Consider the following 22825-nt stretch of genomic DNA (forward strand, 5'->3'; position numbering starts at 1 on the left):
CTTCAAAGTGGGTACTTTCGTTTGGTTAGTGCACCCCCTACAGTGAGGAGCAGAACGCGCGAACAGGAACAAAGCACCTGAAGAGGAGAAACACCCCATGAGCATCGTCGTCACCGGAGCCACCGGAGCACTCGGCCGTCTCGTCATCGAGCAGCTGCTGACCACCGTCCCCGCCGACCGGATCGCCGCCGTGGTCCGCGACAAGGAGAAGGCCGCCGGTCTCGCCGCCCGCGGCGTGGAGCTCCGGATCGCCGACTACAGCCGCCCCGAGACGCTGACCGGCGCCTTCCGTGCCGGTGACCGGGTCCTGCTCATCTCCGGCAGCGAGGTCGGCAGCCGCGTCGCGCAGCACGCCGCGGTCATCGACGCGGCCAAGGCGGCCGGCGTGGCGCAGCTCGCGTACACGGGCATCCTGGGCGGACCGGACGCCGACTTCCAGCTGGCCGCGGAGCACAAGGTGACCGAGCAGCTGATCCTCGACTCGGGCCTGCCGTACACGTTCCTGCGCAACGGCTGGTACACGGAGAACTACACCGCCCATCTGGCCCCCGTCCTGGCCCACGGAGCCGTCGTGGCCAACGCGGGCGAGGGCCGGGTCGCCTCCGCCACCCGCGCCGACTACGCCGCCGCGGCCGCCGCCGTCCTGACCGGCGAGGGTCACCTGGGCGCGGTCTACGAGCTGAGCGGGGACGTCGCCTGGTCGTTCGCGGAGTACGCAGCCGAGGTCTCCCGGGCCTCCGGCAAGGAGATCGCCCACCAGGACGTCCCGGCCGCCGTGCACCAGGAGATCCTGGTCGGCGCCGGCGTGCCGGAGGCCTTCGCGGCGATCCTCGTCGACGTGGACGAGGCGATCCGGCGCGGACTGCTGGCCCGCACAGGCGGCGACCTGGCCCGGCTGATCGGCCGTCCGACCACGCCGCTCGCCGGGACCGTCGCCGCCGCGGTCGCCGCCCAGTAGGGGCGCACAGCCGGCGCGCGCCCACCCGGCCTCCGGCCCGATGTCATGACCGTCTGGCGATACGGCTATGACACCGGGCCGCCCCGGCGCTACCTTCGTCAGGTCGGCGGAGCCGTCGACGGACACCTGCCAGGAGGGGCCCGTGAGGGGAAAGAACGAACAGCGGGCCGGATTCCTGTCCGGGCTCGGGGCCTACGGCCTGTGGGGGGTCGTCCCGCTCTTCTGGCCCCTGCTGAAGCCGTCCGGCGCGATCGAGATCCTCGCCCACCGCATGGTCTGGTCCCTGGGCGTCGTCGGCGTCTCCCTGCTCGTACTGCGGCGCTGGTCGTGGATCGGCACGCTGCTCCGGCAGCCGAGGAAGCTGGGACTGATCACCGTCGCCGCGGCCGTGATCACCGTCAACTGGGGTCTCTACATCTGGTCCGTCAACCACGGACACGTCGTCGAGGCATCCCTCGGCTACTTCATCAATCCACTGGTCACCATCGCCATGGGCGTCCTGCTCCTCGGCGAACGGCTGCGCCCCGCGCAGTGGGTGGCGGTCGGCACGGGTCTCGCGGCGGTGCTCGTCCTGGCGATCGGCTACGGGCAGCCGCCCTGGATCTCTCTGGTGCTGGCCTTCTCGTTCGCCACGTACGGGCTGGTCAAGAAGAAGGTCGACATGGGCGGCCTGGAGTCGCTCACGGCCGAGACCGCCGTGCTGTTCGTGCCCGCGCTCGGCTACCTGGTGTGGCTGGGCACCCAGGGCGAGTCGACCTTCACCTCGGAAGGCGCCGGCCATGCGGCGCTGCTCGCGGCGACCGGCCTGGTGACCGCCGTCCCGCTGGTCCTGTTCGGGGCGGCCGCGATCCGTGTGCCGCTCTCGACGCTCGGCCTGTTGCAGTACCTGGCGCCGGTCTTCCAGTTCCTCCTCGGGATCGTGTACTTCCACGAGGCGATGCCCCCGGAGCGCTGGGCGGGGTTCGCGCTGGTCTGGCTGGCCCTCACGCTGCTGACCTGGGACGCGTTGCGGACGTCCCGGCGCACGCGCGTGCGCGCCCAGGCCGCGCGGCTGGCCGCGGCGCAGCAGGGCGCCCCCACCGTGACGGAGACCTCAGCCACTCCCTAAGTCATTACCTAGTTGCTTTTATGACTCGGTTGCGTTTCCCTGGAGGCTGTCACGGACGCCCGACCGAGGAGTACGCATGCCCCCATCCCCGACCACCGTGCTGATCGTCGGCGCCGGGCCGACCGGGCTCACCCTGGCCATCGATCTCGCCCGGCGGGCCGTCGACGTGACGATCATCGACAAGGCCCCGCAGTTCCCGCGCAGTTCGCGGGCGAAGGGCCCCAACCCGCGTTCCCTGGAGGTCCTGGAGGACCTCGGGGTCGTCGACGAGGTGCTGGCCGCCGGGGCCGCGCCCCCGCCGATGCGCAAGTACCGGGGCGGGGTGGCCATCGCCGACGCCACCCCCTTCGCCGACGCGCGCCCGACACCGGACGCCCCCTACGACCGGGGCCGGATGATCGCCCAGTGGCGGCTGGAGGAGGTCCTGCGGGACCGGCTCGCGACGTACGGCGTACACGTCGGACTCGGCCGCGAACTCGTGGGTCTCGCCCAGGACCGCACGACCGTGACCGCCACGCTCGCCGACGGCGGGGAGATCCCGGCCCGGTACGCCGTCGGCTGCGACGGCGGTCACAGCGCGGTGCGCAAGCTGCTGGGCGTCCCGTTCGAGGGGAAGACGGACGAGACGCAGATGATGGTCTGCGGCGACGTCGAGGTGACGGGACCGGACCGCGGCCTCTGGCACCAGTGGTTCGACGAGGACGGCGCCGTGATGCTCTGCCCGATCCCCGGCACGCGCTCGGGCTGGTGGTTCCAGGCCGGGCCCGAGACCGACGCCTCCGGCGCCCCCGTACCGCCGTCCCTGGAGAGCTTCCAGCGGCTGTTCGCCAAGCATGCGGGGCTGCCGGGCGGCCTGCTGTCCGAGGCCACGCTGCTCTCCACCTACCGGGTCAACGAACGCCTGGCGGAGCGCTACCGGGTGGGCCGGGTGTTCCTGGCGGGCGATGCCGCGCACGTGCACTCGATCGCGGGCGGGCTGGGCATGAACACCGGCATCCAGGACGCGTACAACCTCGGCTGGAAGCTCGCCCGGGTGGCCGCGGGACGGGCTGACGCGGCCCTCCTGGACACGTACGAGGAGGAGCGGCTGCCCGTCGCGGCCGACGTCCTGGACCTGAGCGCGGAGCGGCTGCGGGCCACGCTGGAGGCGATCAAGGAGCCGGGCGGCGGCCTCGACACGGCGATCGTCCCGCGCACCGACGGCCTCGGCGACGGCTACCGCTGGAGCTCCCTGGCCCGCGGCGGCGCGACGTCCCGGCTGCGGGCCGGCGACCGTGCCCCGGACGCCCCCTGCCGCGATCTGGCGACCGGTGCTCCCCGCCGCCTGTTCGAGACCTTCGCGGGACCGCACTTCACCCTGCTCGGCTTCGGCACGGGGACGGCGGCCGCGCTCCGGGAGGCGTCGGCGGCGCACGAGGGCGACCTGCTGGCGTACGGGGTGGACGCGGGCGGCCCGCACGGACTGGCCGACGACGGCGGTCACGCCCGTTCGGCGTACGGCGTCGGTCCCGGCGAGGACCTCCTGGTCCTGATCCGCCCGGACAACCACGTCGGCCTGATCGTCCCTGCCGCGGACACGCGGGCGGTCGGGGAGTACCTGCGCGCCGCCGCCTGACAACGCCCGTGCGCCTCACCGGCTCCGGGGCAAGAATGACCGCATGACTCTTGAGTGGAAAGTCGTCGTCGACGCCGCCGACCCGCACGCCCAGGCGGGCTTCTGGTCCGCGGCCCTCGGCTACGAGATCGAGGACAACAGCCCCCTGGTCGAACGCCTCCTGGGCCTCGGAGCCGTACCGGAGGCGATCACGACGACCGCGCACGGGCGGCGGGCCTGGCTCGACCTGGCGGCGGTACGGCACCCGGACGATCCGTACGAGGAGGAGAGCGGGACGGGGCTGGGGCGGCGGCTGCTGTTCCAGCGCGTGCCCGAGCCCAAGACGGTGAAGAACCGGCTCCACCTCGACCTGCACGCCGGGCCGGAGCGCCGCGACGCGGAAGTCGCCCGGCTGGAGGGCCTGGGCGCGAGGGTCCTCCGCAAGGTGGCGGAGCCGGGCGGGACGTGGACGGTGCTCGCCGACCCGGAGGGCAACGAGTTCTGCGTGCAGTAGGCGCCCGGAAGGATCCGGCGCAGCGCGAAGCCCCCTCGTGCGGTGCGCGAGGGGGCTTCGCCCGGCCGGGACGGACGGGTCAGAAGAAGACCCCGCACCGCAGGGACACGTTGGCGTACGGTGTCGCCTCGCCGGTGCGGACCACCAGCCGGGCCCGGGCGGTGCGGGCCTTCAACTGGTCGTGGCTGACGTACTCCAGCCCGGGCAGCCGGGCGGCGAGCAGCCGGTCCGTGGCGGGGGCGGAGGTGCGGACCTCCTCGGCCGCCGTCGCGCCCTCCACCACCAGCTCGTCGAGGAGCCCGTCGAGGACCTCGGCGAAGGAGGGGATCCCGGCCCGGAAGGCCAGGTCGACCACGCGCGGGCCGGCCGGTATGGGCATGCCCACATCGCAGACGAGCACCTCGTCGCCGTGGCCGAGTCCGGCCAGCGCCCCCGCGAGGCGCCGGTTGAGGATTCCGGACCGCTTCACCGGGCCGCCACCTCCTCGGCGGTCGGGTACGAATCCTGCGCCCCCGGCCGGGTGACGGCGGCGGCACCGACCCGCACCGCGTAACGGGCCGCTTCGACGAGGCTCTCGCCGAGGCCGAGCCGCCAGGCGAGCGCTGCCGTGAAGGCGTCGCCCGCGCCGGTGGTGTCGACGGCCTCGACGCGCGGGCTGGCCACCCGCACCCCGACTCCGTCGAGGGGGCCCGCGACGAGCGCGCCCGCCGCGCCGAGCGTGACCACGACCGAGCGCGGACCGAGGGCCAGCAGCCCCCGCGCCCACTCCTCGGGTGTCTCCCCCGCCCCGTCGCCCAGGATGAACCGGGCCTCGTGCTCATTGACCACCAAGGGGTCGCAGACCGCCAGGACCTCGGCGGGCAGCGGTGCGGGCGGCGACGGGTTGAGCACCAGCCGCCCGCCGGCCGGAAGGGTCCGCACCAGTTCCGTCACCGTCTCCAGCGGGATCTCCAGCTGGGTGGAGACCACCCGGGCCCCCGCGACGAGGGCCTCCGCGGCCCGCACGTCGGCGGGCGTGAGCCGGGCGTTGGCCCCCGGGGACACGACGATGCTGTTGTCGCCCGAAGGGTCCACGGTGATCAGGGCGACCCCGGTGGGAGCCCCGCCGACCAGCACCCCCGCGGTGTCGGTGCCGGCCCTGCGCTGCGCGTCGAGCAGCAGCCGTCCGTGCGCGTCGTCGCCGACCCGGGCCAGCAGTGCCGTACGGGCTCCGAGGCGGGCGGCGGCGACGGCCTGGTTGCCGCCCTTGCCGCCGGGGTGGACGGCGAGGTCGGAGCCGAGCACCGTCTCCCCGGCGGCCGGCCTGCGCGCGACGCTGATCACCAGGTCGGCGTTGGCCGAACCGACGACCAGCAGGTCGTGGCCCGCGTGCTGTTCCTGCACGGTGGTTTCTCGCTTCCTCAACTCGTGCTTCCTCAGGAGAAGTCGGCGACGTTCTTCGCGGTGACGACCTTGACCGGCACCTTCACCTGGGCGTCGGTCCTCTCCCCCCGCGCCGCCTTGACCGCGTTCTGCACGGCGACCTTGCCGAGTTCGGCGGGCTGCTGGGCGACGGAGGCGAAGAGGGTGCCGCCCTCGACCGCCTTCAGCCCGTCCGGCGTGCCGTCGAAGCCGACCACGGCGACGTCCTTGCCGGCCTTGGCGCCGAGCGCCTTCGCCGCGCCGAGGGCCATCTCGTCGTTCTCCGCGAAGACACCGTCGATGTCCCCGTGGCCCTGCAGCATGTTGGTCATCACGTCCAGGCCCTTGGAGCGGTCGAAGTCGGCGGGCTGCTTGGCGACGACCTTGATGCCCGGGTACGCCGCGAGTCCCTCGGCGAAGCCCGCTCCGCGCTCACGGCTGGCGGAGGTGCCGGCCGTGCCCTGGAGGATGACGATCTTCCCCCGGCCGCCCAGCTCGTCCGCGAGCGCCTTGGCGGCGAGCTTGCCGCCCTCGACGTTGTCGGAGGCGACGAACGCCGCCGTGTCGGCCTTGTTGACGCCCCGGTCGGCGGCGATCACGGGGATGTCCGCCTTGTTGGCGCCGCGCACGGCGGGGCCGACGGCATCGGAGTCGACGGGGTTGACGATCACCGAGGCCATCTGGGAACTGGTGAAGTTCTGGAGCTGGTTGGCCTGCTGCGAGGCGTCGTTCTGGGCGTCGGTGACGGTCAGTTCGACACCGGCGGCCTTCGCCTCGGCCTGGGCGCCTTCCTTCATCTGGACGAAGAAGGGGTTGTTGAGCGTGGAGAGCGACATCCCGATCTTCGTGGTGGTCGAGGAGGAGCCCGGGTTGAAGAGCGTGACGGCGGCGACGACGGCGGCCAGCGCGACGGCGGCCGCGCCGATCTTCATCGCGCTCTTCCCCTTGCCGCCGGATCCCGACGCCCCGGGTGCTCCCGCGGCGCCCGCCGTACTGCCGGTGCGGCGGCGCAGCGTGTCGAAGAGGACGGCCAGCGCGATGACGACGCCGATGACGACCTGCTGCCAGAAGGCGGACACGGAGAGCAGGTTGAGGCCGTTGCGGAGCACGGCGAGGATCAGAGCGCCGATGAGGGTGCCCGAGGCCTTGCCGACACCGCCGGCGAGGCTGGCGCCGCCGATGACGACGGCGGCGATGGCGTCCAGTTCGTATCCCTGGGCGGCCTGCGGCTGCGCGGAGGCGAGCCGGGAGGCGAGGACGACACCGGCGACGGCCGCGAAGAGACCGGCGAGGGCGTAGATGACGAGCTTCTGGCGCTTGACCCGGATGCCGGAGAGGCGGGCCGCCTCCTCGTTGCCGCCGATCGCGTACATGGACCGGCCGATGTAGGTGCGCCGCAGGATGACGGCGGTGATCAGGCCCATCGCGATCATGACGAGGACCGGCACCGGCAGCCAGCCGCCGAGGGTGTCGCCTATCCGCGAGACCGACTCGGGGAAGGCGATGGGGCTGCCCTGCGAGATGACCAGGGAGAGCCCGCGCCCGATGGAGAGCATGGCCAGCGTCGCGATGAACGGCGGGAGTTTGCCGTACGCGACGAGCGCGCCGTTGACCAGGCCGCAGGCGAGGCCGGTGGCCGCGGCGAGCAGCACGGCGAGGACGACGGGGACGCCTTCGCTGGTGGCGAGCCAGGCCAGCACCGTGGCCGAGAGCGCGGCGACCGAGCCGACGGAGAGATCGATCCCGGCCGAGACGATGACGAAGGTGACGCCGAAGGCGAGGATCGCGGTGACGGCGGCCTGGACGCCCACGTTGAGCAGGTTGTCCGTGGTCAGGAAGTCGCCGGAGAGCACCGACATGGCGACGACCAGGATCACGAGGGCGCTGAGGGCGCCGTTGTCGAGCAGGAGGCGGCGCAGTGCCGAGGCGGTTGTGCCGCCGCTGCCCGTGTTGTTCTTGACGGTGTCAGTGGCCACGGGGGGCCTCCACTTTCTTCACTGCGGGCTCGTTCGAGGGGGGTGGGGTGAGGGCGAGGGCCATCACGGCGTCCTGGGTGGCCGCGTCCCGGCTGAGTTCACCGGCGAGGCGGCCCTGTGCCATGACGAGCACGCGGTCGCTCATGCCGAGGACCTCGGGCAGGTCGCTGGAGATCATCAGCACCGCGTGGCCGGAGGCGGTCAGCTCGTTCATGAGCTGGTAGATCTCCACCTTGGCTCCGACGTCGATGCCGCGGGTCGGCTCGTCGAGGATCAGCACCTTGGTGTCGGCCAGCAGCCACTTGCCGATGACGACCTTCTGCTGGTTGCCGCCGGAGAGGGTGCGCACGTGCTGCCCGAGGCCGGCCATCCGCACGCCCAGCTGTCCGGCGATGCGGGCGGCCGCGGTGCGCTGGCCCTTGAGGTCGACGAGTCCGCCGCGCGAGGCGGACTTGAGCGTGACCAGGCCGAGGTTCTCCTGCACGGAGGCGTCGAGCAACAGGCCCTGGCCCTTGCGGTCCTCGGGAACCAGGCCGAGCCCTGCCCTCATGGCGGCGTTCACGTCGTGGCCGGGCAGCTCGCTGCCGAGGACCTCGACGCTGCCGCGGTCGTAGCGGTCGGCGCCGAACACGGCGCGGGCGACCTCGGTGCGTCCGGCGCCGACCAGTCCGGCGATGCCGACGATCTCGCCGGCGCGGACCTCGAAGTCGATGTCCTGGAAGACGCCGTCCCGGGTGAGCCCGCGCACCGTCAGCAGCGGTGCGCCCTGTTCGGCGCGTGCGCGCGGGTACTGCTGGCCGATGCTGCGGCCCACCATCAGCCGGACCAGTTCGTCCTGCGGGGTGGAGGCGGGGACCTGGTCGACGGAGCGGCCGTCGCGCAGCACGGTGACGCGGTCGCCGAGGGCGGCGATTTCCTCCAGGTGGTGGGTGATGAAGACGATTCCGACGCCTTCGGCACGCAGCTGCCGCACGATCGCGAAGAGCTTCTCCACCTCCTCGGAGGTGAGGACGGCGGTCGGCTCGTCCATGATCAGCACGCGGGCGTCGACGCTGAGCGCCTTGGCGATCTCGACCATCTGGAGGCGGGCGATGCCGAGGTCCCGGACACGGGCCCGGGGGGACACGTCGACACCGACCCGGCGCAGCAGCGTCTCGGCGTCCGCCTCCATCTTCTTGCGGTCGATCAGACCGAACCGCCGCGGCTGGCGGCCGAGGAAGATGTTCTCGGCGACCGTGAGGTCGGGCACCAGGTTGAACTCCTGGTAGATGGTGGCGATTTTGAGGCGCTCGGCGTCCTGGGCGCTCTGGATGCGCACCTCGGCGCCCTCCGCGTAGACGGTGCCGCTGTCGGGGCGGTAGGCGCCGGAGAGCATCTTGATGAGGGTGCTCTTGCCGGCGCCGTTCTCGCCGAGCAGGACGTGGACCTCGCCGCGGCGCAGGTCGAAGTCGACCGAGTCGAGGGCGACGACGCCGGGGAAGGTCTTGCGGATGTTCTCGATGCGCAGCAACTCGTCCGGGTCGCTCACAGCTTGCTCCTGGCGTCGCGGGGATCGGATGCGGTGGTGGCGGGCTCGCCGCAGGAGCGGCGCACGACGAGGCGGGCGGCCAGGGTGACCGACTGCGGGGGCCTGCCCTCGATGAGGTCGGTCAAGGCGTGCACGGCGGCCCGGCCGAGGTCGGCGGTGGGCTGCGCGACGGCGGTGATCGGCGGCCCGGTGTGGACGAACCACGGGATGTCGTCGAAGGCCGCCAGCCCGATGTCCTCCGGGACGGAGAGGCCCCGGGCGCGGATCGCGTCGAGCGCGCCGAGCGCCATCAGGTTGTCGGCGGCGAAGACCACGTCCGGCGGCTGGGCGAGGGCGAGGAAGCCCTCGGTGACGCGCCGGCCGCTGTCGGCCTGGAAGTCTCCCTGGCCGACGAGTTCGGCGGGCAGCGGGATGCCGTAGGCGTGCAGCGCCGCGCGGAAGGCCTCGACGCGCTCCTTGCCCGTGGTGGTGGCGGCGGGCCCGGCGATGATGGCGAGCCTGCGGTGGCCGAGGCCGTGCAGGTGGGCGACGAGGTCCCGGATGGCCCCTGTGCCGTCGGCCCGGACCACGGGGACGTCGAGGCCCGGCATCCACCGGTCGACGAAGACCATCGGGGTGGGCCCCTCGGCGGTCTGCCGCATCAGCGGCGAGCTGCCGTCGGCGGGTGAGACGAGGAGCCCGTCGATCCGCCGGTCGAGCAGGGTCCGCACATGGTGGTCCTGGAGCTCGGGCCGCTCGTTGGCGTTGCCGATGATGACGCTGTAGCCGAGCGCCCGCGCCTCCTCCTCCACCGACCGGGCCAGCTCGGTGAAATACGGGTTGAGCACGTCGCTGATGACGAGCCCGAGGGTGCGCGTCTGATCGGTGCGCAGCGACCGGGCGACCGCGTTGGGCCGGTACCCGAGCCCTTCCACGGCGGCCGTCACCCGCGTACGGGCGTCGTCACTCACCGATGGGTGTCCGTTGAGGACCCGCGAGACCGTGGCGACGGAAACCCCCGCTGCCGCGGCGACATCTTTGATGCCCGCCATGTCCGGACCACCTCCTTGTGGCTCCGTCCACCGCGGCCGACGACAGCGGGAGCTGCCCGGCCGCGAGGCGTGGAAACGATTACATGAGCGATTGGAAACGATTACACGGGCCTGAGGCAAGGGGGTGAGGGAGTGAGAAATCAGATCGTGATGCGCGCGCTCAGATGAGCAGGACCGGGAGTCCGGTCCCGTTACTCGCTGCTCCGGCGGGCGTTCACCGCGGAGGGCGCGTCATGGCGCCCCGCGTCCAGGCGCTGCCCGGCACCACCGTCCGCGTCCAGGCCCGCCAGCAGGCGCAGCCCGTCCTCGGCGGGGCTGCCCGGGGCCGCCGACAGCACCAGCAGCTCCCGGCCGGCTTCGTCCGGCAGCGCGAAGTTCTCCTGGTGCAGCTCCAGCAGTCCGACCAGCGGATGCCGGAACGCCTTGCGCCCATGGGTGCGGGCGCGCACATCCGCCCGGGCCCAGAGCCGACGGAACCGCTCGCTGCCCATGGCCAGTTCACCGATGAGCGAGGCGAGGCGGGGATCCTCGGGATATCTGCCGGCGGCCAGGCGCAGATGCCCGACCGCGTCGAGGGTGCAGGTCTCCCAGTCCGCGTACAGACCGCGCTCGCTCTCCTCCAGGAAGAGGTGCCGGGCGGTGTTCAGGCCCGGCATCGGCCGGCCGTAGAGCAGCCCGGCGAGGCGGTTCCCGGCGAGGACGTCCAGCCGGTGGTCCATGATCAGCGCGGGTGCGTCGACGACCAGGTCGAGGACCCGCAGCACCTCCGGCCGCACCCGTCCGCCCGGCGCCTTCGCACGTCGCCGCCGCTGCCGGGCGAGGCGGTGGAGGTGTTCCCGCTCGGTCTCGTCGAGGCCGAGGACACGGGCGAGCGCGTCGAGGACCTGCTCGGAGGGCTGGGTCGCGCGGCCCTGCTCCAGCCGTACGTAGTAGTCGACGCTGACTCCGGACAGGTGGGCGACCTCTTCGCGGCGCAGCCCCTCCACCCGGCGGCGGCTGTCGGTGGGGATGCCGACGGCGGCCGGGTCGACCCGGGAACGCCGGGTCCGCAGGAAGCCCGCGAGATCGTCCATGCCCTCCAGTATGGGCACGGTGTCGCGCGGGAAGGTGGCCCTGCCGGTACCAGGAAGTCCGGTCCGACGGAAGACGCGTCCCTGAACACCGGGCGCCCGGACGCCTTGAATCGAAGGCATCCGATCCGCCCCGAAGGAGTCCCCGTGAAGATCCTGATCGTCCACGCCCACCCCGAACCGAAGTCGCTCAACAGCGCGCTGAAGGACCTCGCGGTGTCCACCCTGGAGACCGCCGGCCACGAGGTACGGGTGAGCGATCTGTACGCGATGAACTGGAAGGCGGTCGTGGACGCCGCGGACTACGGCCCCGAAGCCTCGGCCCCGTTGCGGGTCGCCCGTGACTCGGGCCGGGCCTTCGACGCCGGAACGCTCACCCCGGACGTCCGTGCCGAGCAGGAGAAGCTGCTGTGGGCCGACACGGTCATCTTCCAGTTCCCGCTGTGGTGGTACTCGATGCCCGCGATCCTCAAGGGCTGGGTGGACCGGGTGTTCACCTACCACTTCGCGTACGGCGTCGGCGAGCACAACGACACCAAGTACGGCGAGCGCTACGGCGAAGGCACGCTCGCGGGCCGCAGGGCCCTGCTGTCGGTGACGGTCGGCGGCCAGGAGTCGCACTACGCCGCCCGCGGCATCAACGGCCCCATCGACGACCTGCTGTTCCCGATCCAGCACGGCATCCTGTACTACCCGGGCGTCGAGGTACTGCCGCCGTTCGTGCTGTACGGCACCGACCGGATGACCGACGACGAGTTCCCGGACGCGGCCAAGGCCTGGGAACAGCGCCTGCTCGCCCTGGAGTCGACCGACCCGATCCCGTTCCGGCGGCAGAACTTCGGCGACTACGAGATCCCCTCGCTGCACCTGAAGGAGGGACTGGAGCCGGAGGGCCGCACGGGTTTCGGCCTCCACGTGCGCGGCTGAGCGACGACGCCGAGGCCGTCGGCGGGGACGGTGGCCGCGTGATCCGGTGACCGTGCGGAACCACCCCTGACGGCCGCCGGAAGCCGACCGCATACGCTCGGCCCATGCCCCTCCCGCCCGCATATGCCCTCGTCGCCACGGACCTGGACGGCACCCTGCTGCGCCGCGACGACACCGTGAGCTCCCGCACCCGCTCCGCCCTCGCCCTCGCGGCCGCCGCGGGAGCCCGCCACCTGGTGGTCACCGGCCGGCCCGTTCCGGGGGTGAGGGAGTTGCTGGCCGGGCTGGGCTACCGGGGTATCGCCGTCTGCGGGCAGGGAACCCAGGTGTACGACGCCGGGTCCGGGCTCATGATCCGCGCGGTCGGCCTGGACCGGGAGCTGGCAGCCGCCGCGCTGGGCAAGATAGAGGCGCAGGTGGGGCAGGTCTTCGCGGCGGTCGATCAGGACGGGCCCGAGGGCCGGACCCTGATCGAGCCGGGCTACCTCATGCCGCACCCCGCACTGCCGGCCCATCGGGCGCTCCACCGGGACGAGTTGTGGGCGGCGCCGGTCGTCAAGGTGCTGATCCGGCACCCGGAACTGGACGACGACGCTCTCGCCTCCGCCGCCCACGCCGCCGTCGGGGATCTGGCCACCGTCACGCTGTCCGGCCCGGGGACCGTCGAGCTCCAGCCGTACGGCGTGGACAAGGGGACGGGGATCGCGCTCGCCGCCGAGTACCTCGGCCTGGATCCGGCGACCGCGATCGCCTTCGGCGACATGCCCAACGATCTGCCGATGTTCCGCAGTTGCGGGTACGGGGTCGCGATGGCCAACGCCCATCCGCTGCTTCTGGCGGCGGCGGACGAGGTGACCCTGTCCCATGAGGAGGACGGGGTGGCCGTGGTCCTGGAGCGGGCCTTCGCCTCCACGGGGCCGACGGCGGTGCCGGCCCCCTGATCGCCGTCCGGGCGGCGCTGCCGGGGCACCGGGCGGCTCTCAGCCGTCGGCTCCCCCGGCCCCCAGCGACCGCAGCACGTGCGCGACCAGGGCCGTCACCGTCTCAGGATCCTGCATCGGCTTGCGCAGGACGTGACGGTAGTAGACGGGGCCGTAGAGCATCTCCACCGCGAGGCGCAGATCCGCGCCGGGTGGGATCTGGCCCTGGTTCTGGGCGGACCGCAGGCGGTCGACCGCTGCCTCGAAGCGGGGGTCGATCAGTTGGGTGCGAACCGTTTCGGCCAGGGCGTCGTCGTGGTGGAGTTCGGAGAGTATGCCGGCGTACGCGGGGCCGAAGGGGGGTTCCGCGAGGAATCTCACCGCGCCCGTCACATGCGTGCGCAGGTCCTCGGTGATGTCGCCGGTGTCGGCGAACGGGGTGGCGGTGACCAGGGCCTCCGTGAACGCCTCCAGCAGCACCGCGCTCTTCGACGGCCACCAGCGGTAGATCGTCTTCTTGCTGACGCCCGCCCGGGCCGCGATGGCCTCGACCGTGACCCGCCCGTACCCCTTCTCCGTGCAGAGGTCGAGGGCGGCCTCCAGGGTCGCCCTGCGGGAGCTTTCGCTCCGGCGCAGGGAACTCGGCGATGTGATCATTCGGTGAGCATAGGTCTGTTCGAGCCAATCGTTGTTGACAGTCCGTCGCCAAAAGTCGAACATGGCTCAAGCGGGAAACGGAACGTACCGTGTCGGCTCGTTCCTTGCCTTGCACCGTTCGTGCCGTTCGTGCCGCGACGAGCCGATCGGGGGACGGCTCGCCGGCCGGCGGTACGGGTGCCGGAGCCGCTTCCCTCAGGCAGTGATGTCCTTCGCCGTGAACCGCGCCCAGGCCGCCGAGCCGAACACCGCCGCGTACAGCGCCTGGAGCTCCAGGTTCTTCAGCACCTCGTCCCAGTAGAACGGCTCGCGCAGCAGGTCCGAGAAGGACAGCCAGTAGTGCGGGAAGAGATACGGGTGGATGCCGCTCAGCTGCGGGATGGTGTCCAGGATCTGGACGGTGATCAGCACCCCGACCGTCGCCGCCATGGCCGCGATCCCGCTATTGGTGAGGGTCGACACGAAGAGTCCGAGCGCCGCGAAGCCGGTCAGTGACGCCGCGACCGCCACCGCGACCAACCCCGCCCTGAGCAGCCCGTCGCCGAAACCGATCCGGGTGCCGGAGATCGTCGTGATGTCCTCGATGGGGAAGAGCAGCGCGCCCACGGCCAGTGCCGAGGCCGCCACGACGAGGGTCGCCACCAGGCAGAACGCCAGGGTGGAGGCGTACTTGGCGAGCAGCAGCCGGGTCCGGCCGGCCGGGGCCACCAGGAGGTAGCGCAGCGTTCCGGCGTCGGCCTCACCCGCGACGGCGTCGCCCGCGACGACGCCCACCGCCATCGGGAGGAAGACCGGGAGGGTCGCGGCGAGGGAGGCGAAGACCAGGAAGAGGCCGTTGTTGGTCACCTGGGAGAGGAACGCGGGCCCCGCCCCGCCCTCGCCGGGCCCGGCGGGCGAACCGTCGGCCGTCTCGATGCGGACCGCGACCCCGATCAGCACGGGGACGGCGGCCAGTACGCCGAGCAGGGCGAGGGTGCGCCAGCGGCGCACGGTGGTGGTCAGCTCGGACCGCAGGATGCCGAGCGTCCACAGCGGGTTGCGCCGCGCCGCGGGGGCCTGGGCGGGGGCGAGTTCAGCCTGCGACATCGAATCCCTCTCCGGTGAGTGCGACGAACGCGTCCTCCAGCGAGGCGCGTTCGACGCCGAAGGACCGGACCCGGATCCCGCCGTGGACCAGGGCGGCGTTCAGGTCCGCGAGATCGACGGCGGCGGCCGGTGCGTCGGCCCGCACCCGGTCGCCGTCCAGCGTGATGCCGGTGATGCCGTGTTCCTTCAGGACGCGGGCGGCGTCGGCCGGGTCCGGCGTGGTGACGGCGAGCCGGCCGAGGGCGCCCGCGGAGAGGTCGGCGACGGGGGCCTGGGTGATCAGCCGGCCCCGGGCCATGACGGCCGCGTGGGTGCAGATCTGCTCGATCTCGTCGAGGAGGTGGGAGGAGAGGAAGACCGTGGTGCCCTCGGCGGCCAGTTCCCGGACCAGGGCGCGGATCTCCCGCATGCCCTGCGGGTCGAGGCCGTTGGTCGGTTCGTCCAGGACGAGCAGTCGGCGGGGCCGGAGCAGGGCGGCGGCGAGGCCGAGCCGCTGCTTCATGCCCAGCGAGTAGGCCCGGGCCTTCTTGCCCGCCGCGGCGGCCAGGCCGACCCGCTCCAGGGCGTCGCCGACGCGGGCGCCGCGGGTGCGCGGATCGGCGGTGGGGTCGGCGCGGTCGAAGCGCACGAGGTTGTCCCGGCCGCTCAGGAACCCGTACAGCGCGGGGCCTTCGATCAGCGCCCCGACCTCCGGCAGCACGGTGCGGGCCGCGCCGGGCATCGGGCGGCCCAGGACCGTCGCGGTGCCGGAGGTCGGCTCGATCAGACCCATCAGCATCCGGATGGTGGTGGTCTTCCCGGAGCCGTTGGGACCGAGGAAGCCGAAGACGCTGCCGCCGGGGACCGTGAGATCGAGCCCGTCGACGGCGAGCTGGCCGCCGCGGTACCGCTTGGTGAGGCCCCGCGTCTCGATCACGGGCGCGGTGCCGGCCGTGGCGGCGGCGCGGGCGGTGCCGGCCGTATCGGCCCCTGTCATGTGTGCTCCCCAGATCGCGTCCGCCCCGCCCCGCCGTACGGAGGCTACGGCGGGGCGGGCGGACCGTGCACGCGACGGTGCACGACGGGCGGCTCAGCTCGCGTCGTCCGCGGCCTTCACCAGCGCGTCCTTGGTGACCGCGCCGACGTAGACCCGGCCGTCGTCCGTCATCAGAGCGTTGACCAGGCGGGTCTTGAAGACCGTGCCCGAGCCGAACTTTCCGGTGACCTTGTCGCCGAGGGCGTCCAGGAACTGCTGCGCCTCGGCCGGTACGTCGCCCGATTCCGCCGACGGGACGGCCGCGCCGCCCGGGGTCCTGATCTCGGCGACGGCGTTCCAGCCCTCGCCGATCACCTTCGCGCCGCTCGCGCCCTCGAAGCCGCTCAGGCCGCCCAGGTGGTCCAGGTGATCCAGGTCGCCCTTCGCCTTCCCGGCGTCGGCCTTCGCGTCGCCCTCGGCCTCGTCCGCCTCGGTGACCTTCGCGCCCTTGGGCGGGGTGAAGGAGAACGAGGAGGCGTCGGGCTTCTTGAAGTCGACCGAGGTGAACCCGGCGTCGACCGCCGCCTTGCCGCCGCTGCTGGGCTGGAGGGTGAACTTGAGCGGTGTGCCGTTCTCCGCGTCCACCGCGACGGTGATCGAGCCGATCGTGGAACCGCTCTGCTCGGGCTTGATGACCAGCCGGTAGGCGTCCCGCCCGGCGACCTGCGCGGTGCCGCCGACCGTGACGGACGTCGTGCCGTCGGCGGCCTTCAGCGCCTGTTCCGCCAGGGCCTTGGGGGTGGTGGGAACGCCTTCGGGAGCGGCCTGCTCCTTGCCCCGCCCGGCCTTCTCCTCGGCGTGGTAGACCGCGTTCGCCTTGCTGTCGTACGCCCAGACCTGGTCCCCGTTGTGGATCAGGCTGTACTCGGACGCGTCGTCCAGGATGGACACCCGCTGCTTGTCGGGGCCGTCGGCGGCCACCCGGAGGGTGTGCGTGCCGGAGGCGAGTTCCGTCAGCTTCGTCTGCGGGTCGGCGCTCGCCGAGCCCTTGTCGCCCGCCCCGTCCCCGAGGAACGAGCCGGCCAGGCCGCCCATCGACGGGATGCCGAGGTCGGTGCTGATCTTCACCGTGCCGGAGAGCTGCTGCGTGTCCGAGGCGGCGATCTTCTCGATGAGTTCCTGCGCGGTGATCTTCGGCAGATCGGGGTCTCCCGAGCTCGCGAGCGCCGGGACCAGCCCGATCGTCGCGGCCGCCACCCCCGCCACCGCGACCGGGACGATGTAGCGCACCGCCTTCCGGCGGCCCGCGCCGGCGCCGGTGGTGCCGTGCGTCGCCGTGTCGTTGGTGCCTGCGCTGTCGTTCGGTGCCATGTGTGCCCTACCTCCGTGGTCGGCGGCTTCCGTCCGGATGCACTCGTCCACTCCGTGCCGCCATTCTCACCCGTTTTTTGGTTCAGGAGTGGTTGTTCTCCATCTGACCAAATCGGGCGGCTCCAGGCGTCAGCCCGCGGGAGCAACTCCGCGTACCTCTCCGGGATGACACCGGGGGGCGGCGTCACCGCCGTCCCGTAGGGGTCGGCGGTGACCGGCAGTCAGCCCGCGCGGTGCACCACGGCGTCGCACATCTCTTCCAGGGCGTCCTTCGCGTAGCACGACGGCAGCGGCTTCAGGGTGGCCCGCGCCTCCTGGGCGTACCGGACGGTGTCGCGTCGCGCCTGGTCGAGCGCCGGGTGGGCGCGCAGCCGGCGCAGTGCCTCCTCCAGACGGCCGGGGCCGTTCAGGTCACCGTCCAGCAGCGCGACGAGCTCCAGGTCGTCCGGCTCGCCGTCGGCCGCGGCCCGCGCCCTCAGGTGGAGGACGGGCAGGGTCGGGATGCCTTCGAGGAGATCGGTGCCGGGGGTCTTACCGGACTCGTGGGAGTCGGAGGCGATGTCGAGGACGTCGTCGGCGAGCTGGAAGGCGACGCCGAGCCGCTCGCCGTACTGGGTGAGGATGTCGGTCGTCGCCTCGTCGGCGCCGGCCATCATCGCGCCGAACCGGCAGGCCACGGCGATCAGCGAGCCGGTCTTGCCGCGCATCACGTCGAGGTAGTGCTCGACCGGATCGCGCCCGTCGCGCGGGCCCGCGGTCTCCAGGATCTGGCCGGTGACCAGCCGCTCGAACGCCTCGGCCTGGATGCGGACGGCCTCGGGGCCGAGGTCGGCCAGGATGTGCGACGCGCGCGCGAAGAGGAAGTCGCCGGTCAGCACGGCCACCGAGTTGCCCCAGCGCGAATTGGCGCTGTCGACTCCGCGGCGTACGTCTGCCTCGTCCATCACGTCGTCGTGGTACAGCGTCGCGAGGTGCGTCAGCTCGACGACCACGGCGGCGGGCACCACGCCCGGCGCGTCGGCGTCGCCGAACTGGGCGGCCAGCATCGCCAGCAGGGGCCGGAACCGCTTGCCGCCCGCGCGCACCAGGTGCTGCGCGGCCTCCGTGATGAAGGGCACCTCGCTCTTGGTGGCATCGAGCAGCCCCGACTCGACAGCAGCCAAACCGGCCTGGACACCGGCCTCAAGAGCCTGGTCCCGCACGCTCAGTCCGAACGGCCCGACGACGGTCACGAGGGGATCTCCTGTCTGCTGACGATCACATGGAATGTCGATGTGTCGCTGTCATCACTCAAGTCAGCGTATCCGGTCCCCTTTGGATCACCGTGGGCGGCTTCCCGCGACCGCCGGTATGTTCGGGATCAGCTCATACGATCAGGAGTTGCCGCTTTGTCCCGGACCGCCGCAGACACCGAAGCCGCCCAGCCCCCGCCGGGTGACGACCACGCCTTCTTCGGCCAGCCACGGGGTCTGATGACCCTGTCCGGCCTGGAGGTCTGGGAGCGGTTCTCGTTCCTCGGCATGCAGGCGATCCTGGTCCTCTACTTCGCCGACACGGTCGCGCACGGCGGCATGGGGATGGAGGCCGGCACCGCGGCGTCCGTCTCCGCCGCGTACGGCACCCTCGTCTATCTGGTCTCGGTGGCCGGCGGCTGGCTGGCCGACCGGATCCTCGGCTCGTACCGGGCCGTGCTGTACGGGGGCGTCCTCATCGCGTGCGGGCACTACGCCATGGCGGTGCCCACCGATGTCATGACGTGGGTCGGCCTGGGTCTGATCAGCGCCGGAACGGGCCTGCTCAAGCCGAACGTCGCCACCATGGTCGGCAAGCTGTACCGCACCGACGACGAGCGCCGGGACGCCGGCTTCGCCCTCTACTACATGGGCATCAACATCGGCGCGTTCCTCGGCCCGCTGATCACCGGCTGGCTCGGTGACCACGCGAGCTGGCACTGGGGCTTCTCGGCCGCCGCCGTCGGCATGACGCTCGGCCTGATCCAGTACGTGGCGGGCCGGCGTCACCTGGCCGGGCGCAGGAACACCGCCGAGTTCGCCCTGGCCCCCGGGCCCATGCGCCGGGCGGTCCTGCTCATCGCCGTCGGCGTCCTCGTGGTGGCCGCCGTCGCCACCGCGCTGGCCCTGGCGGGGTGGCTGACGATGGACCGCTTCGTCGACCTGCTCACCCTCGTCTCCGTGATCGCACCGGTCGTCTACTTCGCGGTGATGTTCCGGAGCCCCCGGGTCACCGCGGAGGAACGCGGCAGGCTGCGCCCGTACGTGGTGCTGTTCCTGGCCTCCGTCGTCTTCAACTTCATCCTCTTCCAGGCGTACTCGACGATGATGCTGCTCGCGTCGACCAACGCCCGCACGGAGATCTTCGGCTTCCACTTCCCGGCGAGCTGGTACGCGTCCGCGCTCGGCGCCTTCGAGGTGGCGCTCGCCCCGGTGGTCGCGGCCGTCTGGGCGAAGATGGGGCCGCGCCAGCCGCACGCGTCCAACAAGATCGCGATCGGGGTGATCCTCGGCGGGCTCTCGTTCCTGCTGATGGTCCTGCCCACCTCCGGGCACGCCTCGGACACGTACAAGATGGCCGCCTGGTGGATCGTCGGCTCGTATCTGCTCCTCGGGCTCGGCGACGTCCTGCTGGAGACCTCCGGCATGTCCGCGACCACGAAGCTCGCCCCGAGGGCCTTCGCCAGCCAGACGATGGCGCTCTGGTTCCTCTCGCTGGCCCTCGCCAACGGCATCCAGGCACAGATCGTGAAGCTCTACGGCGAGGTGTCCAACCCCGCCTACTTCGGTGTCAATGGCGCTGTCGCGGTGGTGGCCGGTCTGGCCGTCATCGCCGCCGCCCCCTGGCTCAGGCGCACCATGCACCCCGTCCACTGAGGGACTCCCATGCACATCCGGACCGCGTTCCCGTACGAGACGACCCGCGAGGACGTCTACATCCCGTTGCGAGGGGGCACCTCCCAGGCCGAAGGCTCTGGGGGAAGCACCCAGTTGTACGCCCGGATCTGGCGGCCGGTCACCGACGAGCCGGTGCCCGCGCTGCTGGAGTACCTGCCGTACCGGCTGAGCGACTGGACCGCGCCGCGGGACTGGCAGCGCCATCCCTGGTACGCGGGCCACGGCTACGCCTCGGTCCGGGTCGACGTGCGCGGGCACGGCAACAGCGAGGGGATGCCGGGCGACGAGTACGACGCCACGGAGCTCGCCGACGGGGTGGCCGTCATCCACTGGCTGGCCCGGCAGGAGTGGTGCTCGGGCCGGGTCGGCATGTTCGGCATCTCCTGGGGCGGCTTCAACTCGCTGCAGATCGCCGCCCTCGCCCCCGAGCCGCTGAAGGCGATCGTCACCGTGTGCTCGGCCGACGACCGCTACGACAACGACGTCCACTACATGGGCGGGTCGGTCCTCGCCGTGGACATGCACGCCTGGGCGGCGACCATGCTGGCCTTCGTGTGCCGGCCGCCCGACCCGGCGGACGTCGGTGACGACTGGCGGGAGATGTGGCTGAACCGGCTCGAAGCCGTGGACCCCTTCATCCACACCTGGCTGGGGCACCAGACGCGCGACGACTACTGGAAGCACGGCAGCGTCTGCGAGGACTACTCCGCGATCAAGGCCAGCGTCCTCGCGGTGGGCGGCTGGCACGACCCGTACCGCGACACCGTGCTCCGGCTCGTCGAGCACCTGGACCCGGCGAAGGTCCGCGGGCTCATCGGTCCCTGGTCGCACCAGTACCCCGACCGGGGGCTCCCGCCCGGGCCCGGCATCGGCTTCCTCCAGGAGACGCTGCGCTGGTGGGACCAGCACCTGAAGGACAAGGACACCGGCGTCATGGCGGAGCCGCTGCTGCGGTCCTGGATCAGCGAGTCGCACCGGCCGGCCACGGTCTACGAGACCCTGCCCGGCCGCTGGGTCGGGGACACCGGCTGGCCGTCGGAGAACGTCGCGCCGGTCGCGTACGCCCTCCAGGGCGGTCCGCAGATCGTCGACTCGCCGCAGCAGACCGGGATGGACGCCGGCCGGTTCTTCCCCTTCGGCAACGACGCCGACCTGCCGCCCGACCAGCGGGACGAGGACGCCAAGTCGGTGTGCTTCGAATTCCCGGTCGAGGACGCCCCGATCGAGATCCTGGGCCGCCCCCGGGTGAGGCTGCGGATCCGGATGGACGCCCCGCGCGGCCAGGCCGTCGCCCGGCTCTGCGACGTGGCCCCCGACGGCTCGTCCACCCTCGTCACCCGCGGCGTCCTCAACCTGGCCGCGCGCAACGGCCGGGACCGCGCGGAGGACTGGCCCGCCGGTGCGACGGAGGACGTCACCTTCGAGCTGAACGGCATCGGGCACGCCTTCCCGCCCGGGCACCGGATCAGGCTCGCCGTCTCGTCCTCGTACTGGCCGTGGATCTGGCCGCAGGCGGGCTCGAAGGGCTTCACCCTGGAGGCCGAGGGCAGCCTCGTCGAACTCCCGGTGCGCCGGCACACCGAGGACCCCGCGATCCGCTTCGAGGAGCCCGAGCAGGCCGAACCGCTCGGCGTCGTCGTCCCCGTCACCCTCGACGAGCAGCGGCCCGAGCGGCTCATCGTCCGTGACGTGGCCAAGGGCGAGTGGCGGATGGAGGTCGACCCGCGGTACGGCGGCACGCGCGTCTACCCCGACGGCCTGGAGTTCACCGAGGACGCGGTCGAGACGTACACGATCCAGGAACGCGATCCGCTCTCCGCGCGCACCCGCTCCGACTGGACGGTCCGGCTGCACCGGCCGGAGATGTCCTGGGACGTGCTGATCGAGACCCGCTCCGAGATCACGGCCGACGCGAGCGACTTCATCACGTCCGACGAGGTGGTCTGCAAGGAGGGCGGCGAAGTCGTCTTCCACCGGACCTGGGAGAAGCGCATCCCGCGCACGGCGGGCTAAGGGCTGTCCCGCGGGGGTCTTCCATCCCGAGGTCCCTCGCGTTGCCCCGCGCGCATACCATGCTGCTCATGACGCAAGAAGACGGGCAGCTGGACAGCCTCGTACGGAAACGGATCCGCGCGCTGCGCGTCGCGCAGGGCTGGTCGCTGGAGGAGCTGGCCACCCGCGCCCACCTCAGCCAGTCCTCGCTGAGCCGCATCGAGAACGGTCAGCGCCGCCTGGCGCTCGACCAGCTCGTCACGCTCGCCCGCGCCCTGGACACCACCTTGGACCAGCTCGTGGAGAACGCCGCCGACGATGTCGTCATCAGCCCGGTGATCGACGGCAGGCACGGCCTCATGCGCTGGCCGATCAAGGGCGACCCCGGCATGAGCGTCGTGCGCCAGAGGATGACCGAGCCGCCGCCGGACAACCCCGCCCGCATGCGGGCCCACCCCGGCCGTGAATGGCTCGTCGTCCTGTCCGGCACCGCCGTCCTCATGCTCGGCAACCGGCGCTTCCGCATCGAGACCAACCAGGCCGCCGAGTTCCCCACCATGATGCCGCACGCCATCGGCGTCGAGGGCGGGCCGTGCGAGATCATGGGGATCTTCGACCGTGACGCCCGCCGCGGCCACCAGAAGGATGCCGACGCCGGCTCCGAAGCGGAGTGCGGAGGCGTCCCGGACCTCTAGGCACACCTCCGGGCGGAGCAAGCCGCGATTCACCCGGAAGGCTCCGCCAAGAGGGCCGGCCTTGCGCCCCGGGCAGCGAACGGCACCACCTTCTTGCGTTATGCGCAAAGGGTTGTGCTGCACGCGCATGACG

At 72.2% G+C, this 22825-nt stretch carries 20 protein-coding genes; 9 read left to right on the forward strand and 11 right to left on the reverse strand.

What is annotated here, in order from left to right; genetic code table 11:
* Positions 1-97 precede the first annotated feature (97 nt).
* The 4 genes from E6R60_RS22900 (at position 98) to E6R60_RS22915 (ending at position 4174) form a co-directional block, all read left to right on the forward strand.
* Positions 98-958, forward strand: a complete 861-nt coding sequence (locus E6R60_RS22900; protein ID WP_136328493.1) for an SDR family oxidoreductase — start codon at positions 98-100, stop codon at positions 956-958.
* A gap of 142 nt (positions 959-1100) precedes the next feature.
* Positions 1101-2066: an EamA family transporter RarD gene (rarD, locus tag E6R60_RS22905; protein WP_136328494.1), complete on the forward strand. Its 966-nt coding sequence runs from the start codon at positions 1101-1103 to the stop codon at positions 2064-2066.
* A gap of 76 nt (positions 2067-2142) precedes the next feature.
* Complete coding sequence (locus E6R60_RS22910; protein ID WP_136328495.1) at positions 2143-3681, forward strand: FAD-dependent oxidoreductase; 1539 nt, start codon at positions 2143-2145, stop codon at positions 3679-3681.
* Between the two features lie 43 nt (positions 3682-3724).
* The gene (locus E6R60_RS22915; protein ID WP_136328496.1) at positions 3725-4174 is read left to right on the forward strand and encodes a VOC family protein; all 450 of its coding nucleotides are present in this window, start codon (positions 3725-3727) and stop codon (positions 4172-4174) included.
* Positions 4175-4253: 79 nt separating this feature from the next.
* On the opposite strand, the gene rbsD is transcribed toward E6R60_RS22915, so the two are convergent.
* From rbsD to E6R60_RS22945, 6 genes are all read right to left on the reverse strand, one after another.
* Positions 4254-4643, reverse strand: coding sequence for a D-ribose pyranase (gene rbsD, locus E6R60_RS22920; protein ID WP_136328497.1), 390 nt, complete (start codon positions 4641-4643; stop codon positions 4254-4256).
* On the reverse strand, positions 4640-5557 hold the full coding sequence (locus E6R60_RS22925; RefSeq protein WP_136328556.1) for a ribokinase: 918 nt from the start codon (positions 5555-5557) through the stop codon (positions 4640-4642). The genes rbsD and E6R60_RS22925 overlap by 4 nt, the downstream gene beginning before the upstream one ends.
* A gap of 32 nt (positions 5558-5589) precedes the next feature.
* On the reverse strand, positions 5590-7551 hold the full coding sequence (locus tag E6R60_RS22930; protein WP_136328498.1) for a substrate-binding domain-containing protein: 1962 nt from the start codon (positions 7549-7551) through the stop codon (positions 5590-5592).
* Complete coding sequence (locus E6R60_RS22935) at positions 7541-9079, reverse strand: sugar ABC transporter ATP-binding protein (protein ID WP_136328499.1); 1539 nt, start codon at positions 9077-9079, stop codon at positions 7541-7543. Before E6R60_RS22935 ends, E6R60_RS22930 begins: the two co-directional genes overlap by 11 nt.
* A complete protein-coding gene (locus tag E6R60_RS22940; RefSeq protein WP_136328500.1) occupies positions 9076-10110 on the reverse strand; it encodes a LacI family DNA-binding transcriptional regulator in 1035 nt (344 codons plus the stop codon). Before E6R60_RS22940 ends, E6R60_RS22935 begins: the two co-directional genes overlap by 4 nt.
* Before the next feature lie 191 nt (positions 10111-10301).
* Positions 10302-11183, reverse strand: a complete 882-nt coding sequence (locus E6R60_RS22945; RefSeq protein ID WP_240802652.1) for a helix-turn-helix transcriptional regulator — start codon at positions 11181-11183, stop codon at positions 10302-10304.
* A 144-nt stretch (positions 11184-11327) separates the two neighbouring features.
* On the opposite strand from E6R60_RS22945, the gene E6R60_RS22950 reads away from it, so the two are divergent.
* Together E6R60_RS22950 and E6R60_RS22955 are read left to right on the forward strand one after the other, a co-directional pair.
* Positions 11328-12107 (forward strand): NAD(P)H-dependent oxidoreductase, encoded by a 780-nt coding sequence (locus E6R60_RS22950; protein ID WP_136328501.1) that lies wholly within the window; start codon positions 11328-11330, stop codon positions 12105-12107.
* Positions 12108-12211: 104 nt separating this feature from the next.
* Positions 12212-13048 (forward strand): HAD family hydrolase, encoded by an 837-nt coding sequence (locus tag E6R60_RS22955; protein ID WP_136328502.1) that lies wholly within the window; start codon positions 12212-12214, stop codon positions 13046-13048.
* Positions 13049-13087: 39 nt separating this feature from the next.
* Here E6R60_RS22955 and E6R60_RS22960 read toward each other — a convergent pair whose 3' ends face one another.
* The 5 genes from E6R60_RS22960 to E6R60_RS22980 all read right to left on the reverse strand — a co-directional run bounded on the left by E6R60_RS22960 (position 13088) and on the right by E6R60_RS22980 (position 18328).
* Positions 13088-13684: a TetR/AcrR family transcriptional regulator gene (locus E6R60_RS22960; RefSeq protein ID WP_136328503.1), complete on the reverse strand. Its 597-nt coding sequence runs from the start codon at positions 13682-13684 to the stop codon at positions 13088-13090.
* 195 nt (positions 13685-13879) lie between these two features.
* Positions 13880-14770 (reverse strand): ABC transporter permease, encoded by an 891-nt coding sequence (locus tag E6R60_RS22965; RefSeq protein WP_136328504.1) that lies wholly within the window; start codon positions 14768-14770, stop codon positions 13880-13882.
* Positions 14757-15746: an ABC transporter ATP-binding protein gene (locus tag E6R60_RS22970; protein ID WP_136328505.1), complete on the reverse strand. Its 990-nt coding sequence runs from the start codon at positions 15744-15746 to the stop codon at positions 14757-14759. The genes E6R60_RS22965 and E6R60_RS22970 overlap by 14 nt, the downstream gene beginning before the upstream one ends.
* A gap of 93 nt (positions 15747-15839) precedes the next feature.
* Entirely contained in the window at positions 15840-17096 is a 1257-nt protein-coding gene (locus E6R60_RS22975) for an outer membrane lipoprotein carrier protein LolA (protein ID WP_136328506.1), read from the reverse strand.
* 221 nt (positions 17097-17317) lie between these two features.
* Positions 17318-18328 (reverse strand): polyprenyl synthetase family protein, encoded by a 1011-nt coding sequence (locus E6R60_RS22980; protein WP_136328507.1) that lies wholly within the window; start codon positions 18326-18328, stop codon positions 17318-17320.
* A 156-nt stretch (positions 18329-18484) separates the two neighbouring features.
* On the opposite strand from E6R60_RS22980, the gene E6R60_RS22985 reads away from it, so the two are divergent.
* The 3 genes from E6R60_RS22985 (at position 18485) to E6R60_RS22995 (ending at position 22692) form a co-directional block, all read left to right on the forward strand.
* On the forward strand, positions 18485-19984 hold the full coding sequence (locus E6R60_RS22985; RefSeq protein ID WP_136328508.1) for a peptide MFS transporter: 1500 nt from the start codon (positions 18485-18487) through the stop codon (positions 19982-19984).
* Between the two features lie 9 nt (positions 19985-19993).
* Positions 19994-22018: a CocE/NonD family hydrolase gene (locus E6R60_RS22990; RefSeq protein WP_136328509.1), complete on the forward strand. Its 2025-nt coding sequence runs from the start codon at positions 19994-19996 to the stop codon at positions 22016-22018.
* Between the two features lie 68 nt (positions 22019-22086).
* Positions 22087-22692 carry an XRE family transcriptional regulator gene (locus E6R60_RS22995; RefSeq protein WP_136328510.1) on the forward strand — a complete coding sequence of 202 codons (606 nt, stop codon included), beginning with the start codon at positions 22087-22089 and terminating at the stop codon, positions 22690-22692.
* Positions 22693-22825: the final 133 nt, after the last annotated feature.

This window comes from Streptomyces sp. A0642 (genome assembly GCF_004795105.1).
GTDB lineage: Bacteria > Actinomycetota > Actinomycetes > Streptomycetales > Streptomycetaceae > Streptomyces.

Coding starts and splice junctions, on each gene's coding strand:
- E6R60_RS22900 (WP_136328493.1), top strand. CDS start 98: ATGAGCATCGTCGTCACCGGAGCCACCGGAGCACTCGGCCGTCTCGTC.
- E6R60_RS22910 (WP_136328495.1), top strand. CDS start 2,143: ATGCCCCCATCCCCGACCACCGTGCTGATCGTCGGCGCCGGGCCGACC.
- E6R60_RS22915 (WP_136328496.1), top strand. CDS start 3,725: ATGACTCTTGAGTGGAAAGTCGTCGTCGACGCCGCCGACCCGCACGCC.
- E6R60_RS22940 (WP_136328500.1), bottom strand. CDS start 10,110: ATGGCGGGCATCAAAGATGTCGCCGCGGCAGCGGGGGTTTCCGTCGCC.
- E6R60_RS22945 (WP_240802652.1), bottom strand. CDS start 11,183: ATGGACGATCTCGCGGGCTTCCTGCGGACCCGGCGTTCCCGGGTCGAC.
- E6R60_RS22955 (WP_136328502.1), top strand. CDS start 12,212: ATGCCCCTCCCGCCCGCATATGCCCTCGTCGCCACGGACCTGGACGGC.
- E6R60_RS22960 (WP_136328503.1), bottom strand. CDS start 13,684: ATGATCACATCGCCGAGTTCCCTGCGCCGGAGCGAAAGCTCCCGCAGG.
- E6R60_RS22965 (WP_136328504.1), bottom strand. CDS start 14,770: ATGTCGCAGGCTGAACTCGCCCCCGCCCAGGCCCCCGCGGCGCGGCGC.
- E6R60_RS22970 (WP_136328505.1), bottom strand. CDS start 15,746: ATGACAGGGGCCGATACGGCCGGCACCGCCCGCGCCGCCGCCACGGCC.
- E6R60_RS22975 (WP_136328506.1), bottom strand. CDS start 17,096: ATGGCACCGAACGACAGCGCAGGCACCAACGACACGGCGACGCACGGC.
- E6R60_RS22990 (WP_136328509.1), top strand. CDS start 19,994: ATGCACATCCGGACCGCGTTCCCGTACGAGACGACCCGCGAGGACGTC.
- E6R60_RS22995 (WP_136328510.1), top strand. CDS start 22,087: ATGACGCAAGAAGACGGGCAGCTGGACAGCCTCGTACGGAAACGGATC.